This is a genomic window from Cellulomonas sp. KH9 (assembly GCF_900114185.1).
In the GTDB taxonomy this organism is placed as follows: domain Bacteria; phylum Actinomycetota; class Actinomycetes; order Actinomycetales; family Cellulomonadaceae; genus Cellulomonas.
On sequence record NZ_FOSE01000002.1, the window covers coordinates 593,764 to 608,900 of the forward strand.

The 15,137-nt window shown below is 75.6% G+C and carries 16 protein-coding genes; 7 read left to right on the forward strand and 9 right to left on the reverse strand.

Annotated features, from left to right (window positions below; translation table 11 throughout):
- Window positions 1-25 precede the first annotated feature (25 nt).
- The gene (locus tag BMZ16_RS08730) at window positions 26-544 is read left to right on the forward strand and encodes an acyl-CoA thioesterase (RefSeq protein ID WP_089799480.1); all 519 of its coding nucleotides are present in this window, start codon (window positions 26-28) and stop codon (window positions 542-544) included.
- A 41-nt stretch (window positions 545-585) separates the two neighbouring features.
- On the opposite strand, the gene BMZ16_RS08735 is transcribed toward BMZ16_RS08730, so the two are convergent.
- On the reverse strand, window positions 586-1,980 hold the full coding sequence (locus BMZ16_RS08735; RefSeq protein WP_089799481.1) for a dipeptidase: 1,395 nt from the start codon (window positions 1,978-1,980) through the stop codon (window positions 586-588).
- 32 nt (window positions 1,981-2,012) lie between these two features.
- Between BMZ16_RS08735 and BMZ16_RS08740 the strand changes: the two genes are divergently transcribed.
- A complete protein-coding gene (locus tag BMZ16_RS08740; RefSeq protein WP_089799483.1) occupies window positions 2,013-2,612 on the forward strand; it encodes a DUF3043 domain-containing protein in 600 nt (199 codons plus the stop codon).
- A gap of 20 nt (window positions 2,613-2,632) precedes the next feature.
- On the opposite strand, the gene BMZ16_RS08745 is transcribed toward BMZ16_RS08740, so the two are convergent.
- Entirely contained in the window at window positions 2,633-3,478 is an 846-nt protein-coding gene (locus tag BMZ16_RS08745) for a hypothetical protein (protein WP_089799485.1), read from the reverse strand.
- Window positions 3,479-3,535: 57 nt separating this feature from the next.
- Window positions 3,536-3,697: a hypothetical protein gene (locus BMZ16_RS19230; RefSeq protein ID WP_177199630.1), complete on the reverse strand. Its 162-nt coding sequence runs from the start codon at window positions 3,695-3,697 to the stop codon at window positions 3,536-3,538.
- A gap of 61 nt (window positions 3,698-3,758) precedes the next feature.
- Between BMZ16_RS19230 and BMZ16_RS08750 the strand changes: the two genes are divergently transcribed.
- Complete coding sequence (locus tag BMZ16_RS08750) at window positions 3,759-5,207, forward strand: MocR-like transcription factor YczR (RefSeq protein WP_089799487.1); 1,449 nt, start codon at window positions 3,759-3,761, stop codon at window positions 5,205-5,207.
- A gap of 3 nt (window positions 5,208-5,210) precedes the next feature.
- On the opposite strand, the gene BMZ16_RS08755 is transcribed toward BMZ16_RS08750, so the two are convergent.
- The 4 genes from BMZ16_RS08755 to BMZ16_RS08770 are packed head-to-tail and all read right to left on the reverse strand — an operon-like array spanning window position 5,211 to window position 7,309.
- Entirely contained in the window at window positions 5,211-5,426 is a 216-nt protein-coding gene (locus tag BMZ16_RS08755) for a hypothetical protein (protein WP_255366465.1), read from the reverse strand.
- Entirely contained in the window at window positions 5,423-6,475 is a 1,053-nt protein-coding gene (locus BMZ16_RS08760) for a quinone-dependent dihydroorotate dehydrogenase (RefSeq protein ID WP_089800019.1), read from the reverse strand. Before BMZ16_RS08760 ends, BMZ16_RS08755 begins: the two co-directional genes overlap by 4 nt.
- A gap of 5 nt (window positions 6,476-6,480) precedes the next feature.
- Window positions 6,481-6,951 carry a hypothetical protein gene (locus BMZ16_RS08765; RefSeq protein WP_255366466.1) on the reverse strand — a complete coding sequence of 157 codons (471 nt, stop codon included), beginning with the start codon at window positions 6,949-6,951 and terminating at the stop codon, window positions 6,481-6,483.
- A 1-nt stretch (window position 6,952) separates the two neighbouring features.
- Window positions 6,953-7,309: a hypothetical protein gene (locus BMZ16_RS08770; RefSeq protein ID WP_089799489.1), complete on the reverse strand. Its 357-nt coding sequence runs from the start codon at window positions 7,307-7,309 to the stop codon at window positions 6,953-6,955.
- An 80-nt stretch (window positions 7,310-7,389) separates the two neighbouring features.
- Between BMZ16_RS08770 and BMZ16_RS08775 the strand changes: the two genes are divergently transcribed.
- A complete protein-coding gene (locus tag BMZ16_RS08775; protein WP_089799491.1) occupies window positions 7,390-8,871 on the forward strand; it encodes a leucyl aminopeptidase in 1,482 nt (493 codons plus the stop codon).
- A 70-nt stretch (window positions 8,872-8,941) separates the two neighbouring features.
- Here BMZ16_RS08775 and BMZ16_RS08780 read toward each other — a convergent pair whose 3' ends face one another.
- Complete coding sequence (locus BMZ16_RS08780) at window positions 8,942-9,301, reverse strand: oxidoreductase (RefSeq protein WP_089799493.1); 360 nt, start codon at window positions 9,299-9,301, stop codon at window positions 8,942-8,944.
- A gap of 202 nt (window positions 9,302-9,503) precedes the next feature.
- Here BMZ16_RS08780 and lpdA point away from each other — a divergent pair, with 202 nt between their 5' ends.
- The 3 genes from lpdA to BMZ16_RS08795 all read left to right on the forward strand — a co-directional run bounded on the left by lpdA (window position 9,504) and on the right by BMZ16_RS08795 (window position 13,786).
- The gene (gene lpdA / locus BMZ16_RS08785; protein WP_089799495.1) at window positions 9,504-10,886 is read left to right on the forward strand and encodes a dihydrolipoyl dehydrogenase; all 1,383 of its coding nucleotides are present in this window, start codon (window positions 9,504-9,506) and stop codon (window positions 10,884-10,886) included.
- Between the two features lie 29 nt (window positions 10,887-10,915).
- Window positions 10,916-12,733, forward strand: a complete 1,818-nt coding sequence (gene sucB, locus BMZ16_RS08790; RefSeq protein ID WP_089799497.1) for a 2-oxoglutarate dehydrogenase, E2 component, dihydrolipoamide succinyltransferase — start codon at window positions 10,916-10,918, stop codon at window positions 12,731-12,733.
- A gap of 135 nt (window positions 12,734-12,868) precedes the next feature.
- The gene (locus BMZ16_RS08795) at window positions 12,869-13,786 is read left to right on the forward strand and encodes a TIGR01777 family oxidoreductase (RefSeq protein ID WP_089799499.1); all 918 of its coding nucleotides are present in this window, start codon (window positions 12,869-12,871) and stop codon (window positions 13,784-13,786) included.
- Here BMZ16_RS08795 and BMZ16_RS08800 read toward each other — a convergent pair.
- Complete coding sequence (locus BMZ16_RS08800; protein ID WP_089799500.1) at window positions 13,758-15,113, reverse strand: protein kinase family protein; 1,356 nt, start codon at window positions 15,111-15,113, stop codon at window positions 13,758-13,760. The genes BMZ16_RS08795 and BMZ16_RS08800 overlap by 29 nt on opposite strands.
- Between the last annotated feature and the right edge of the window lie 24 nt (window positions 15,114-15,137).

The window sequence follows — 15,137 nt, forward strand, 5'->3', positions numbered from 1 at the left end:
CGGTAGCCTCGGCGCCGTGTCCCGGATGCTGCAGCTGACGCTCGCCACCCTGCGCCCACGGCCCGCCCTGCCCTGCGCCGACCCGCTCACCCCGTCGGTCACACGCCTGCGCGTGCGCCCGGGCGACCTGGACCTGTACCGCCACGTGAACAACGGCGTGTACCTGCAGTACATGGACCTGGGGCGGTCGAACTACCTGGCCGACCTCGGCGCGTTCGGCCGGCTGTCGGCCCGCGGCTGGTACCCGGTGGTCGCCGCGTCGACCGTGAAGCACCGCCGTTCCCTGACCCTCGGGCAGCGGTTCACCGTCACGACGCGCCTGCTCGGGTGGGATGTCCGCGTGGTCTACCTGGAGCAGGTCATCGAGCGCGAGGGCCTGCTGGTGGCGCGCGGGTGGGTCGCCGGGCGCTTCCTGTCGCGCGCGGGCGACCGCATCGCACCGGCCGACGTGATCGCCGTCATCGACGCCGAGCTGCGCGACAGTCCTGAGCTGCCCGACGACGTCGCCGCCTGGGCGCGCGCCGTCGACGTCGCCCACCGCTGAGCCGCCGGCCCCCGCCGCGGCGGAGGGCCGGCGCGCGGAGGTCATGCCGTCGGTGCGAGCACCTCCAGCAGCAGCGCCTCGGCGAGCACGACCCGCTCGAGCTCGCCCAGGTGCACCGACTCGTCGGCGCCGTGCGCGCGCGAGTCCGGATCCTCGACGCCCGTGACCAGGATGGTCGCATCGGGGTAGACGTCGAGCAGGTCGCTGATGAACGGGATGGACCCGCCGACGCCGATGTCGACCGGCGCCGTGCCCCACGCCGTCGCCATCGCCCAGCGGGCGGCCTGCATGCCGGCGGAGTCGGCCGGCGACCGGAAAGGCCGCCCCTGCTCCCCCTCGTGCACGGTGACCCGCGCACCGAACGGCGCGTGCGCCAGCAGGTGCTCGCGCATGGCCGCCATGGCCGCGGCGGGGTCCTGCCCCGGCGCGAGACGGACCGAGATCATCGCGGACGCCCGCGGCGTGATGGTGTTCGACGCGGAGGCGACCCGCGGGGCGTCCAGACCGATGACGCCGATGGCAGGGCGCGTCCACAGCCGCGCGGTCAGCGGCCCGGTGCCGGCCAGCCGGACGCCGGGCAGCACACCCGCGTCGGCGCGCAGCTCGGCCTCGTCGTAGTCGACCGTCGGGTCGTCGGCGTGGACCAGCCCCGCGACCGCGACGTCCCCGTGCTCGTCGTGCAGGGTCGCGATCAGGCGGGCCAGCAGGGTGGGGGCGTCGAGCACCGGGCCCCCGAACATGCCGGAGTGGACCGCGTGGGACAGCACCTCCACGTCGACGACCAGGTCGACCAGACCGCGCAGGGACGTCGTCAGGCCGGGCACGCCCACCTTCCAGTTGGAGGAGTCGGCCACGACCATGACGTCCGCGGCGAGCAGGTCACGGTAGGTGCGGAGGAAGTCGACGAACGTCGGCGAGCCGACCTCCTCCTCGCCCTCCACGAAGACCGTCACGCCGACGCCGAGCTCGTCACCGAGCGCGCGCAGCGCACCGACGTGGGCCACGACGCCCGCCTTGTCGTCCGCCGCGCCGCGGCCGTACAGGCGCTCGCCGCGCTGGGTGGGCTCGAAGGGCGCCGACGACCAGTGGCTGTCGTCACCGGGCGGCTGCACGTCGTGGTGGGCGTAGAGCAGCACCGTCGGGGCACCGTCGGGGGCCGGGCGGCGCGCCACCACGGCGGGCGCGCCCGGCGTGCCGTCGGCGCCCGTGACGCGCAGCACCTGGACCTCGGGCATGCCCGCGTCGGAGAGCAGCTGCGCGACGGCGGCGGCCGAGGCCTCGACGTGCGCACGGTCGAACTCGGTGTTGGAGACGCTCGGGATGCGCACGAGGGCCTCGAGGTCGGCGCGGACGCCGGCGAACTGCTCGGCGACGCGCGCCCGCAGCACGGCGACGCGGTCGTCGGTCGGGGCGGGGACGGGGTCGATGGTGGTCACGTCGGCCGACGCTACTCGACTACCCTGGGAGGGTGTTCGGACGCAAGCAGGATCCCCCGCCGACGGTCGACGCGCCGCTCGTCGACGAGCCGCCGCAGCCGGTGCCCACGGGCAAGGGCCGCCCCACGCCCAAGCGCAAGGAGGCGGAGGCGCGCAACAAGCGACCCCTCGTCCCGACGGACCGCCGGGCCGCCGCCCGTGAGGCCCGCGCCCGGAACCGCGCGCAGCGCGACCTGGAGTACCAGGCCATGCGCTCGGGTGACGAGCGGCACATGCCCGCGCGCGACCGCGGCCCGGTGCGCCGCTACGTGCGCGACAGCGTGGACTCGCGCTGGAACCTCGGGGAGTTCTTCCTGCCGCTCGCGGCGGTGTTCCTGGTCCTGCAGTTCGTCACCGCGCGCAGCGCACCCGTGGTCGCCTTCGCGACGCTGCTGCTGCTGTACGTCTACATCATCGCCTCGATGGTCGACGCCTGGCTGATGTGGCGCGGGCTGAAGAAGCGTCTCGTCGCGAAGTTCGGCGCCGACAAGCTTCCCCGGGGCCTCGCCATGTACGCGGTCCTCCGCGCGTTCCAGGTGCGTCCCTCGCGGCTACCGAAGCCGCTCGTCAAGCACGGCCAGCGCCCGGCCTGACGCACCGGTCCGGCCTGCGGTCAGCCGCAGGCCCGGACCACCTGGAGCACGACGAACGCGAGGACGGCCAACGGCACCACCGGCGGCACACCGCTGCGGCGCGGCGCCGTCGGGTCGCCGGGCGTCGCGGACGACGGGCGCGCCGAGGGCTGTGCCCCCGTCGGCTGCCCGCCGTGGCGCTGCGCCGACGAGGGCAGGCCTCCCGTCGGCCCGGACGGGACGGGCACCCAGCGGTGGTCGGGCAGCAGCACGTGGCCGTTGACCACGTCACCGACCCGGTAGGTGCGCTGCGCCGGTGCGGACGCCGTGGCCTGCGCCGCGGTGCGCTCAGCGGCACGGCTCGCCGCCTCCCGGGCGTCGGCCGCCCGCTGGTCGACCGCCCGCTGCTCCGCGGACGCCTCCCGGGTGACGGCGCGGCGATCCGCGGCGGCGCGCTCGGTGGCGAGCCGGCGCTCGGTCGCGCGGTGCGCCGCCCGCTCGGCCGCCGACCGCTCCGGTGTCGGGCGCTCCGCGGTGGTCCGTCCCGTGGTGGTCCGCTCCGCGGTGGCGGGTCCGGCCCCGGTGCCGGTCGCCGCACGCCCGGTACCCCGCCGTGCCGACCCGGAGGCCGCACGGGCGCGCACCCGCTCGCCGAGCGGCACCCACTCGCCGTCGGGTGTGAGCACGTGCTCGTCGACCACGTCGCCCGCGGCGTACGGCGGTGAGGGGTCGCGCCGCAGCGCGACCCACGTGAGGTCCGCGTCGAGCATGTGCCCGTCCACGACGTCACCGAGGCGGTAGGGCGAGCCGGCCGTCGGCGAGAGCCGCACCCACTCCCCCGAGCCGGTCAGCTCGAAGCCGTCCACCACCGCACCGACCGCGTACATCGTCCTCCTCGGGCACCCTCGTCGAACCTGGCGGCAGGTTACCGCCCGGCGGACCGCTCAGAGCAGCATCCGCCCAGGTGCCACGGTGTGGTCGTGCCGCGACGGAGGCGGCGGGCGGTGCCCCAGCCCGTCGCGGCGCACGGTGCGCACGAGAAGCACGCCGAGCGCGACGACGGTGACGACGAGCGCCACGAGGAGGACGGCGACAGGGAGAGACATGGCCCTACCGTCGCGCGCTCGTGGCCTTGTCCTCCAGTGCCACTTCGGGAAGAGTGGTCACATGCCCCTGACGGCCGACCGCCGTGTGAACGGCACCCGCCTGCGCACGCTCCTCGGCTCGTGGCACCGCCACGGCCCGGCCTACCGGGCGCTCGCCGACGCACTGCGCGGCCTGACCCGCTCCGGGACGCTGCCGCTGGCCACCCGGCTGCCGGGCGAGCGGGAGGTCGCCGAGGCGCTCGGCGTGTCACGGACCACGGTCACCGCGGCCTACGACCTGCTGCGCGAGGAGGGGTTCCTCGTCAGCCGGCGCGGGTCCGGCACGGTCACGACGCTGCCGGACCACGCGGGCGACCGGGCACCGGCCCGCCTGGGCACCGTGGACGACGAGCTCGTCGACCTGTCCGCCGCCGCGCCGTCGGCACCACCGCAGCTCGCTGCCGCCTGCGCGGCCGCGCTCGACGCCCTGCCGCGGTACACCTCCCGGGCCGGGTACCTGCCGCTCGGCCTGCCCGACCTGCGCGCGGCGATCGCGGAGCGGTACACGCGCCGCGGTGTGCGGACCACCCCGGACCAGGTCCTCGTGACGACGGGCGGCCAGCAGGCGATCCACCTGCTCGCGGGCACGTTCGCGGGCACCGGCGACCGGGTCGCGGTCGAGCACCCCACCTACCCGCACGCGGTCGACGCGGTCCGGGCCGTCGGCGCACGCCCGGTCCCCGTGCCCGTCACGGCGCACGGCACCGACCTGGACCTGCTCGCCTCGACCCTGCGCCAGTCCTCGCCCCGCCTGGTGTACCTGGTCCCCGACCACCACAACCCGACGGGCACGTCGCTGCCGGACCAGGACCGCGAGCGGGTGCGCGACCTGGCGCGCCGCACCCGGACGGTGGTCGTCGGGGACGAGACGCTCACGGACCTCACGCTCGACGGCGCGGACCCCGCCCCGTTCGCGGGCGACGGGGGCGTGGACCGGTACGTCGTGTGCGTGGGATCCGCGTCCAAGTCGTTCTGGGGCGGTCTGCGGGTCGGGTGGGTCAGGGCGCACCCGGACGTGGTCGCCGCCCTGGGACAGCGCCGTGCGCACGTGGACCTCTGCACGTCGGTGCTCGACCAGCTCGTCACCCTGCGGCTGCTGGACCGGGCGGACGAGATCCTCGCCGAGCGGCGCGCGACGGTCCGCGCGCAGCGCGACGCCCTGCTGGGCATGCTCGCCCGTGACCTGCCCGACTGGCGGGTGGCGGTCCCGCACGGCGGGCTGTCGACGTGGGTCGACCTCGGCGCACCGGTGTCGACGGCGCTCGTCGCGCTGGCCCACGGCCACGGCGTGCGTGTCGCCCCGGGTCCGGCGTTCGGCGTGGACGGCACCTTCGAGGACCGCCTGCGCGTGCCGTTCTCGCAGGACGCGGCGACCCTTCGCCGGGCGGTCGACGGCCTGGCCGCGGCCTGGGCGGCCCTGGGCCCCCGGACGTCGACGCGTACCGCGACGGGTCAGCCGACGCTGGTGTGACCCTCAGTCGGCGGGCAGCTCGACCGCTGGTGGCACGTCGTCCTCGCCGTTCTGCAGCACGACACGGCGGACGCCCTGGCCGGCCAGGGCGCGCCAGTGCTCGCCGAGCCACTGCTCCGCCTCGAACCGCGCGAGGAACACCGGGCTGCCGGGTCGGTCGACGGGCAGCCCGCCCGCGTCCTCGAGCCGCCACTGCCAGCGGGGGCGCACCAGGCTCACCGCCCACCCCCGCGGCGGGCGTCGTCCGCGAGCGCACGGGCGACGCGCGCGGGGAAGGTCGGTCCCTCGTAGATGAACGCCGTGTAGGCCTGCACCAGCGTGGCCCCCACCGCCAGGTACTCGCGGGCGTCGGCGGGCGAGCCGACACCCCCGACGCCGATGATGACGGCCTCCTCCCCCAGCCGCGTGCGCAGCCGTGCGACGACGTCGAGCCCGCGGGCGAGCAGCGGCGGACCGGAGAGCCCGCCCGGCCCCAGGGTGTGCCCGATGGTGGTGTTGACGGCGACCACACCGTCCAGGCCCAGCTCGGCCACCAGGTCGGCGACCGCGTCGACGTCGGCGTCGGACAGGTCCGGCGCGATCTTCACCAGCACGGGGACGACGGGGCGCCCGGCGCGTGCGGTCGCCTCGTCTGCGGCGACACGCGTCGCGGTGAGCACGGGCCGCAGGGACTCGACGGCCTGCAGGTCGCGCAGCCCCGGGGTGTTGGGCGACGACACGTTGACCACGAGGTAGTCGGCGTAGGGGGCCAGGCGTCCGGCGCTCGTCGCGTAGTCCGCGGCCGCCTCGGCCGCCGGGGTCACCTTCGTCTTGCCGATGTTCACCCCGACGACGAGCGAGCGGCCGTGCGGCGTGGACCGCAGCCGGCGCAGCCGTGCGGCGACCGCTGCCGACCCCTCGTTGTTGAAGCCCATGCGGTTGCGCAGCGCGCGCTGGTCGAGGACCCGCCACAGCCGTGGTTGCTCGTTGCCGGGCTGCGGCTCCGCGGTCACGGTGCCGATCTCCACGAAGGAGTACCCGAGCATCGCCAGTCCCTCGACCGCGCGGGCGTTCTTGTCGAAGCCCGCCGCGAGGCCGAACCGACCGGGAAGGGTGCGCCCCCAGACGCGCACGGCGCCTGCGCCCCCGCGCGGCACCCGCAGGACCCGCGACACGAGGGACCGCAGCCCCGGCACGCGCCCCACGGCGCCGATCAGCGCGAACGCCAGCTCGTGCGCCCGCTCGGGGTCCATGCGACGGAAGACCAGGTCGAACAGGAGCCGGTACACGTCGATCACCCTACGGCCGGCGGGTCGCTCGGGGCCCGGCCGTCCACGGCGGCACCGCGGTCCCCGGTGCGCCGCAGCCACCACAGCCCGACGAACGGCAGCACCAGCGGGACGTAGCCGTAGCCCGCGCCGAACCGCGACCAGACCGTCTCGTCCGGGAAGTCGCCGACGTCGACCACGGACAGGGTCCCCACGGTGAGCACGCCGACCAGCTCGAACACGACCGCGACCCAGGCGGTGGGCCGCCGGTCGCGCGCCAGCGCGACGGTCGCCACGACGTAGACGATGCCCGCGGCCAGCGACAGCACGTACGCGACGGGCGCCTCGTCGAGCTTGGTGCCGACCTGGTAGAGGCCGCGCGCCGTCGCCGCGATCGCGAGCACGCCGTAGACCGCGACGAGCAGCCGCCCGCCGCCGGTGCCGGTCGCGCGGTGCGACGGCACGGCCCCCGGTGCGGCGCCGCCGGACCCGGCCACGTCAGGCCGCCCAGATCTGCAGGAGGCGCAGCTCGAGGAACGCGACCGTGAGCGCGGCGACGAGCAGGACGACCGAGCTCCACCGGGTGCGCTCGGCGAACGCCCAGGCGGCGGCCACCGGCAGCACCACCAGCTGCGTCACGACGTACCCCCACAGCAGCACACCGTCGACGTCCTGGTCACCCGTCGCCTGCACGACCGCGAGCAGGACGCCCTGGAGCACCAGCACGCCCTCGACGACGGCACCGCCCCAGAGCTGCCGCAGGACGACCGGGCGGTCGGCGACGACGAACCACGCTGCCCATCCGGCCAGTGCGAGGCAGAGGGCGGCGACGAGCAGCGCGAGAGGGAGGAACACGGGGCCACAACCTACCGCGCACCACCGACCGGGCCTCACGTCCGCCGGGTCCCGGTCCCGGCGCGGCTACCATCGGGTACGTGATCTCGCTGACCTCCTCCGCCCCTGCCGAGCTCGACGTCGACGCCGTCGTCGTGGGCGTCCAGGCCCAGGGCACGTCCGTCGTCCCCGTCGCCGCCGACTGGCTCCCCGCCGAGCTGGCACGCCAGATCACGCAGGACGGTGCGCGCCTGGGCATCACCGGGGCGGTCGACGAGGTGCGCCGGCTCCCTGGCACCGGGCTGCGCGCGGCCACCCTGGTCGTGACGGGGCTGGGCGACGCCCCGGCCGACGCGGGCACGCCGGCGGGTGCGGAGCTCCTGCGCCGTGCGGCAGGTGCCGCGACCCGCGAGCTCGCGGGCCTGGAGTCGGTGGCGCTCGCGCTGCCCGCGCAGGACGCCGACGCGGTGGCCGCCGTGGCCGAGGGTGCCCTGCTCGGCGCCTACGGGTTCGCCCGCTACCACGCGCAGGACGCCCCGGTCGGGCGCATCGAGCTCGTCACCCCCGCGGTGAAGGACAAGGCGGCCAGGGCCGCGCTGGCACGGGCCGAGGTGCTCGCCGAGGCCGTCCACGCCACCCGCGACCTCGTCAACACCGCTCCCAACGACCTCTACCCCGCCGCGTTCGCGGACCTCGCCAAGGCGGCGGTCAAGGCGGCCGGCACCCGGTCGCTGAAGATCACGGTCCTCGACGAGAAGGCACTCGCCGCCGGTGGCTACGGCGGGCTGGTCGGCGTGGGGCAGGGCTCGGCGCGCCCGCCGCGGCTCGTCAAGGTCGCCTACGCCCCGTCCAAGGCGTCGGGCCACGTGGCCCTGGTCGGCAAGGGCATCACGTTCGACTCCGGCGGCATCTCGATCAAGCCCGCGGCCGGTATGGAGGCGATGAAGTCCGACATGGCCGGTGCGGCCGCCGTGCTGCACACGGTCGTCGCGGCCGCGCGCCTCGGCCTGCCGGTGGCGGTCACCGGCTGGCTCTGCCTGGCCGAGAACATGCCGTCGGGCACGGCTCAGCGCCCCTCGGACGTCGTGACGATCCGTGGCGGCAAGACCGTCGAGGTGCTCAACACCGACGCCGAGGGCCGGCTCGTCATGGCCGACGGCCTGGTCGCGGCGGTCGAGGAGAAGCCCGACCTCGTGGTCGACATCGCCACGCTCACGGGTGCGCAGATGGTCGCCCTCGGGCACCGCGTGTCCGCGGTGATGGGCACGGACGAGGCGCGCGCCGAGCTGGTCGACGCCGCGCACGGCGCGGGCGAGCAGTTCTGGCCGATGCCGCTGCCGGCCGACCTGCGCGCGGGCCTGAAGTCGAAGGTCGCGGACCTGGCGAACATCGGGGACCGGTTCGGCGGCATGCTGACGGCCGGGATCTTCCTGCAGGAGTTCGTCGGCACGACGCCGTGGGCGCACCTCGACGTGGCCGGCCCGGCGTTCAACGAGCGCACGGCGTTCGGCTACACCCCCGTCGGCGGGACGGGCGTGGGCGTCCGCACGCTGCTGCGCCTGCTGGAGCAGCGCGCCTCCTGACCGGCACCCGGGCGCTGCGGCCCGGCCGCGCACGGCGTCCGCAGCGCTCGGTCCGGGGTCGGTGGGTGCGTCAGCCCCGCTCGGCGGCGCGCCGCCGGCGCTCGATGCGCTGGCGGGAGTTCCAGTCCCGCACCCGCTGCGGGTACCCGGTCCGCTGGACGTCGTAGACCGGGATCTGCAGGTCACGGGCGAGCGCGGCGGCCGTCCGCTCGTCGGGCACCTTGCGGCGCGTCCACTCCCCGTCCGTCGCCACGAGCATGAGCGTCGTGGGCGTGACGTTGGTCCGCGGCTCGACGTACGCCTCGACCCCGACCCGCGTGGCGACGAACTCGCGCAGGTACGCGAGGGTCTCGGCGCGTGCGCTGCGGCCCGCGGGCACGTCCGTCGACGACTCCGTGCGCGCCGCCCGTCGGCGGGAGAAGAGACCCATGCCCGAGACCCTACCGACGGCACCTGGGCACGGCCTGGACACGGCGTCGCCGGATCGGGTGCCGCCGTCCGGGGGACGCACTGGACATGGGACGACTGTCGTGGGACTCACACCCCCGGATGTGGTAGACGGTTCGTCGCGGCGCGGACGGGATGACAAGATGGGGCCGCAGCAGATCCCAGACCCTCCGAGGAGTGCGCACGTGGCCGACAACGGCACCGCTTTCGACATCGTCGTCCTGGGCGGAGGCAGTGGCGGCTACGCAGCCGCCCTGCGCGCCGCCGAGCTGGGCAAGACCGTCGCCCTGGTCGAGGCCGACAAGGTGGGTGGCACCTGCCTGCACCGCGGGTGCATCCCGACCAAGGCCCTCCTGCACGCGGCCGAGCTGGCCGACAACGCCCGTGAGGGTGCGCAGTTCGGTGTGCACAGCACGCTCGAGCGCATCGACATGGGTGGCGTGAACACCTACAAGGACAACGTGATCGGCCGGCTCTACAAGGGCCTGCAGGGTCTCATCAAGTCCCGCAAGATCGAGGTGGTCGAGGGCTACGGCAAGCTCACCGGCCCGAACACCGTCCAGGTGGGCGACCGCACGCTGACCGGTGAGCACATCGTGCTCGGCACCGGCTCGTACGCGCGCTCGCTGCCCGGGCTGGACATCGGCGGCCGGGTCATCACCTCCGACCAGGCGCTGACGCTCGACTGGGTGCCGAAGTCCGCGATCATCCTCGGTGGCGGCGTCATCGGCTCCGAGTTCGCGAGCGTCTGGAAGTCCTTCGGCGCGGACGTCACGATCATCGAGGCACTCCCCCACCTGGTGCCGAACGAGGACGAGGCGGTCTCGAAGGCCTTCGAGCGCGCCTTCCGCAAGCGCGGCATCAAGTTCAACCTCGGCGTCCGGTTCTCCGGCGTCACGCAGGACGACAACGGGGTGCACGTCTCGCTCGAGGACGGCAAGACGTTCGACGCCGACGTGCTGCTGGTCGCCGTCGGCCGTGGCCCCAACACCGGCGGCCTGGGCTACGAGGAGCAGGGCATCACCCTGGACCGCGGCTTCGTCATCACCGACGAGCGCCTGCACACCGGCGTCGCGAACATCTACGCGGTCGGCGACATCGTCCCCGGCCTGCAGCTCGCCCACCGCGGCTTCCAGCAGGGCATCTTCGTCGCCGAGCAGATCGCGGGCCTGAACCCGCCGCTGATCGACGAGTCCGGGATCCCCCGCGTCACCTACTCGGACCCCGAGGTCGGCTCGGTCGGCGTGACCGAGAAGCGCGCCAAGGAGCTGTACGGCGACGACGGCGTCGAGGTCCTCGAGTACAACCTCGGCGGCAACGGCAAGAGCCAGATCCTCGCGACCCAGGGCTTCATCAAGCTCGTCCGGAAGAAGGACGGTCCGGTCGTCGGCGTGCACATGATCGGTGCGCGCGTCGGCGAGCTGATCGGCGAGGGTCAGCTGATCGTCAACTGGGAGGCCTACCCGGAGGACGTCGCCCAGCTGGTCCACGCGCACCCCACGCAGAACGAGGCTCTCGGTGAGGCGTTCCTCGCGCTCGCCGGCAAGCCGCTGCACGCCCACAACTGACCCCAGGACCGAAGGAGACACGAGCGGTCATGTCCGACAACGTGCAGCTTCCCGCGCTCGGTGAGTCCGTCACCGAGGGCACCGTCACCCGCTGGCTGAAGAACGTCGGCGACACCGTCGAGGTCGACGAGCCCCTGCTCGAGATCTCGACCGACAAGGTCGACACCGAGATCCCCTCGCCGTTCGCCGGCGTCCTCGAGCAGATCCTCGTCCAGGAGGACGAGACGGTCGAGGTCGGCGCGTCGCTCGCCGTCATCGGCTCCGGCCAGGGCGGTGACTCCGGCTCCACGGCGCAGGACGCCCCCGCCCAGGAGCAGCCGGCGGAGCCGGCCGCGAGCGAGCAGCAGGCGCCCGCCGAGGAGCCCGCCGCCGAGCAGCAGCCCGCGCAGCAGCCCGTCGAGGAGCACGAGGACGCCCCGGCGCCGTCTGCCGGCGGCAACGGCGGCGGCCAGGAGGTCACCCTCCCGCCGCTGGGCGAGTCCGTCACCGAGGGCACCGTCACCCGCTGGCTGAAGAGCGTCGGCGACACCGTCGAGGTCGACGAGCCCCTGCTCGAGATCTCGACCGACAAGGTCGACACGGAGATCCCCTCGCCGGTCGCAGGCACGCTGCAGGAGATCCGCGTGCAGGAGGACGAGACGGTCGAGGTCGGCGCCGTGCTGGCGGTCGTCGGGTCCGGTGCCGCCGCGCCCGCCGCCGCCCCCGAGCAGCCGTCGGCACCGGAGCAGCCCGCCGAGGAGAAGGCGCCCGCCGCTCAGCCGGCCGACCACGAGACCCCCGCACCGGAGACCGAGCAGGCGCCGGCCGCGGAGCAGCCCGCGCCGGCCGCGCAGGAGGCCGCCGCCGCGCAGCCGACCGCGCAGTCCGCGCCGCAGCCCACCCCGCAGCCCACCGCCGGCGGCTCGTACCTGACCCCGCTCGTCCGCAAGCTCGCGGCCGAGAAGGGCGTCGACGTCGCGACCCTCACGGGCACGGGCGTCGGTGGACGCATCCGCAAGGAGGACGTCCTCGAGGCGGCCGCCAAGGCCGAGGAGGCCCGCAAGGCCGCCGAGGCGGCGAAGGCGGCACCGGCACCGGCCGCCGCCGCACCCGCCCCCACCAAGGCCTCCGCGCCCGCCCAGGTCTCGCCGCTGCGCGGGACGACCGAGAAGGCGAGCCGCCTGCGGCAGATCATCGCCGAGCGCATGGTCGAGGCCCTGCACACGCAGGCGCAGCTCACCACCGTCGTCGAGGTCGACGTCACCCGGATCGCCAAGCTCCGGGCGCGGGCCAAGGAGGACTTCAAGGCGCGCGAGGGTGTCAACCTCACGTTCCTCCCGTTCTTCGTGCAGGCCGCGGTCGAGGCGCTCAAGACCTACCCCAAGGTCAACGGCATCCTCGAGGACAAGACCATCACGTACCACGGCCAGGAGAACGTCGGCATCGCGGTCGACACCGAGCGCGGGCTGCTCGTGCCGGTGATCCGCGACGCGGGCGACCTGAACCTCGCCGGCATCGCCCGCAAGATCAACGACCTCGCGGGCCGCACCCGGTCCAACAAGGTCACGCCGGACGAGCTGTCGGGCGCCACCTTCACGGTGACGAACACCGGCTCGGGCGGGGCGATCATCGACACGCCGATCGTCCCCGGCGGCACGTCGGCCATCCTCGGCACCGGTGCGATCGTCAAGCGCCCCGTCGTCGTCAAGGGCCCGGACGGCGAGGAGGTCATCGCCATCCGCTCGATGTGCTACCTGTGCCTGTCGTACGACCACCGCCTGGTGGACGGCGCCGACGCGTCGCGCTACCTCACCGCGGTGAAGAACCGTCTCGAGGAGGGCGCGTTCGAGTCCGAGCTCGGGCTCTGACGCACACGCACTCCCCCGCGGGGCCGTCCACCAGCCGGTGGGCGGCCCCGCGGCGCGTCCGGGTCGCACCCGCCGGGCTGCGGCGGCCGGCGCACGGCGGTGGCGTGCCACCGGGCCGTGACTAGGGTGAGCGGCATGCGCGTCCTCGTCGCCGGCTCGTCCGGCCTGGTCGGAACGGCCCTCGTGCGGCACCTCCGCGAGTCCGGCCACGACGTCGTCCGGCTGGTGCGGCGCGCGTCCCGCGGCCCGGACGAGGCGACCTGGGACCCCGCGGCCGGCACCGTCGACACCGCGGCCGTGGCGGCGAGCGACGCGGTGGTCGACCTCGCCGGCGTGCCCGTGGCCTCGCGCCCGCTGACCCCCGCGCGCAAGCAGGCGGTGCTGTCCTCCCGGGTGCAGACCGCGGGCCTGCTCGCGCGCACGCTCGCCGACCTGGCGGACGCCGACGGCGGGCGCGGGCGCCGCGTGCTGCTGCAGGCGTCGGGCATCGGGGCGTACGGCGACCGCGGCGAGACGCCGTTGTCCGAGGACGAGCCGCTGGGCGACACGTTCTTCGCCGGGGTCGTCCGCCGCTGGGAGGCGGCGACCGTGCCCGCGCAGGCGGCCGGGGTGCGGGTGGTGCACCTGCGCACGGGCATCGTGCTCAGCGCGCACGGCGGTGCCGCGGCGCCGCTGCTGCTCCCCCTGCGAGCCGGTGTGGCCACCCGGCTCGGGTCCGGGCGGCAGTTCTGGAGCTGGATCACCCTGCTCGACGAGGTCCGCGCCATCACCCACCTGCTCACGGCCGACGTGCAGGGTCCGGCCAACCTGGTCGCGTCCGCCGACCGGCACGTCGACCTGGTCGATGCCCTGCGGCGCGCGTGGGGCGCCCCGGTGACCCTGCCGGTGCCCGCCCCGCTGCTGCGCGTCGCGCTGGGCGACTTCTCCTCCGAGGTGCTCGGTTCCGTCCGCGCGGAGCCGACCGTGCTGACCGCGACGGGGTTCGTCCCGCGCCACACCACGCCGGTCGAGGCGGCACGGTGGCTCAGGGCGACGCGGCGACGGGCTCCCTGACGTCCCAGACGCGCCACCCCTGCGCGGTCCACCGCAGCACCAGCTCGACGGTGCGGGGTGCCGTCGCCGCGACCTCGGCCCGCTGCCCGTCGGGGGCGACCCGGGTGTGGGCACCCACGGCCGACGTGACCACGACGGTCGCGTCACCGTCCGGCGTCGCGCCGGTGGCGGCGGTCGCGACCACGTCCACGACCAGACCGTCGCTGCGGGCACCGGCCAGGCGCCCGAGCAGGTCCCGGTCGGCGGCCAGGGCGGGCGAGCCGTCGGCCGCGACGGTCGTGAGTGCCTGCGGGTCGGCGGCCGCGAGCACGGCCCCGCGCAACCGTGTGAGCGCACCTGCCGCGCCCGCCGGGTCCTCGCGGTCGGTGGCGGGGTCCGGTGGCGTCGACGTCGCGCGCACCTGTGGACCAGGTGCCTCCGCCACGGGCGCGGCCGCCCCCGACAGGACGCCCCGCCCGAGGACCGCCGCCGCGCCCAGGACCACGAGGGCCACCACGGTCGCGACCGCTGCGACGGGCCGGCGGCGTCGGGGGCGACCGCCCCGCCGCAGGCGGCGCACCGGTGCGCCGCCCGACGGTCCGCCGGAGCCGTCGGCCGCGCGCTCGGCACCCGGGCCGGCGACGGGCCCGTCGTCCGGGACGTGGACGGGTTCCGGGGCGGCGTGCGCGAAGACGGTGTCGACGACCTCGTCCGGTCCGGCGCCCGTGCGCAGCAGCGCCTCGAGTGCGTCGCGCAGCCGCACCTCGTCGGGCAGCCCCGCGGCCAGGTGCGCGTCGAGCGGCGGCATGACCCCGAGCAGCGTCGCGAGCAGGCGGTGCACGTCACCCGTGGTCGTCCCGCCGCCGCGCAGCGCGGCGCGCAGGTCGACGAGCACGGGCATCCCGCCCGGGCCGAGAACGATGCGGTCCGCCCCCACGGCACCGTGCGCCATCCCGGTGCTGTGCAGGTGGGCGAGTGCCTGGGCCACGGGCACGGCGACGGTCACGACCTCGCCGTCGCTCAGGGGGTGCCGGGCGGCACGGACGGCGGCGAGCGTCGGGCCGGGCACGTGCGCGCACACCAGGGCCACCCGTCCCGGGCCGAGCGGCTCGACCGCCACCACCCGGGCGAGGTGGGGATGGTGCAGGCCGGTGAGCGCGCGGGCCCTCTCTGCGAGCGTGGCGTCGACGGGCACGTCCGCCACCATCACCTCGAGCCAGGCCCCGTCGTCGGCCACCGGGCGCGCCACCCACCACGCACCGTCCGTGCCCACCGCGCCGGCCGCACGGGTCCCGTGCGCCTGCAGCAGGCGGGTGACGTCGTCCGGCGGGGGCGCGGGGGTGTCCACGGAGCCATGGAACACCGGGGGTCC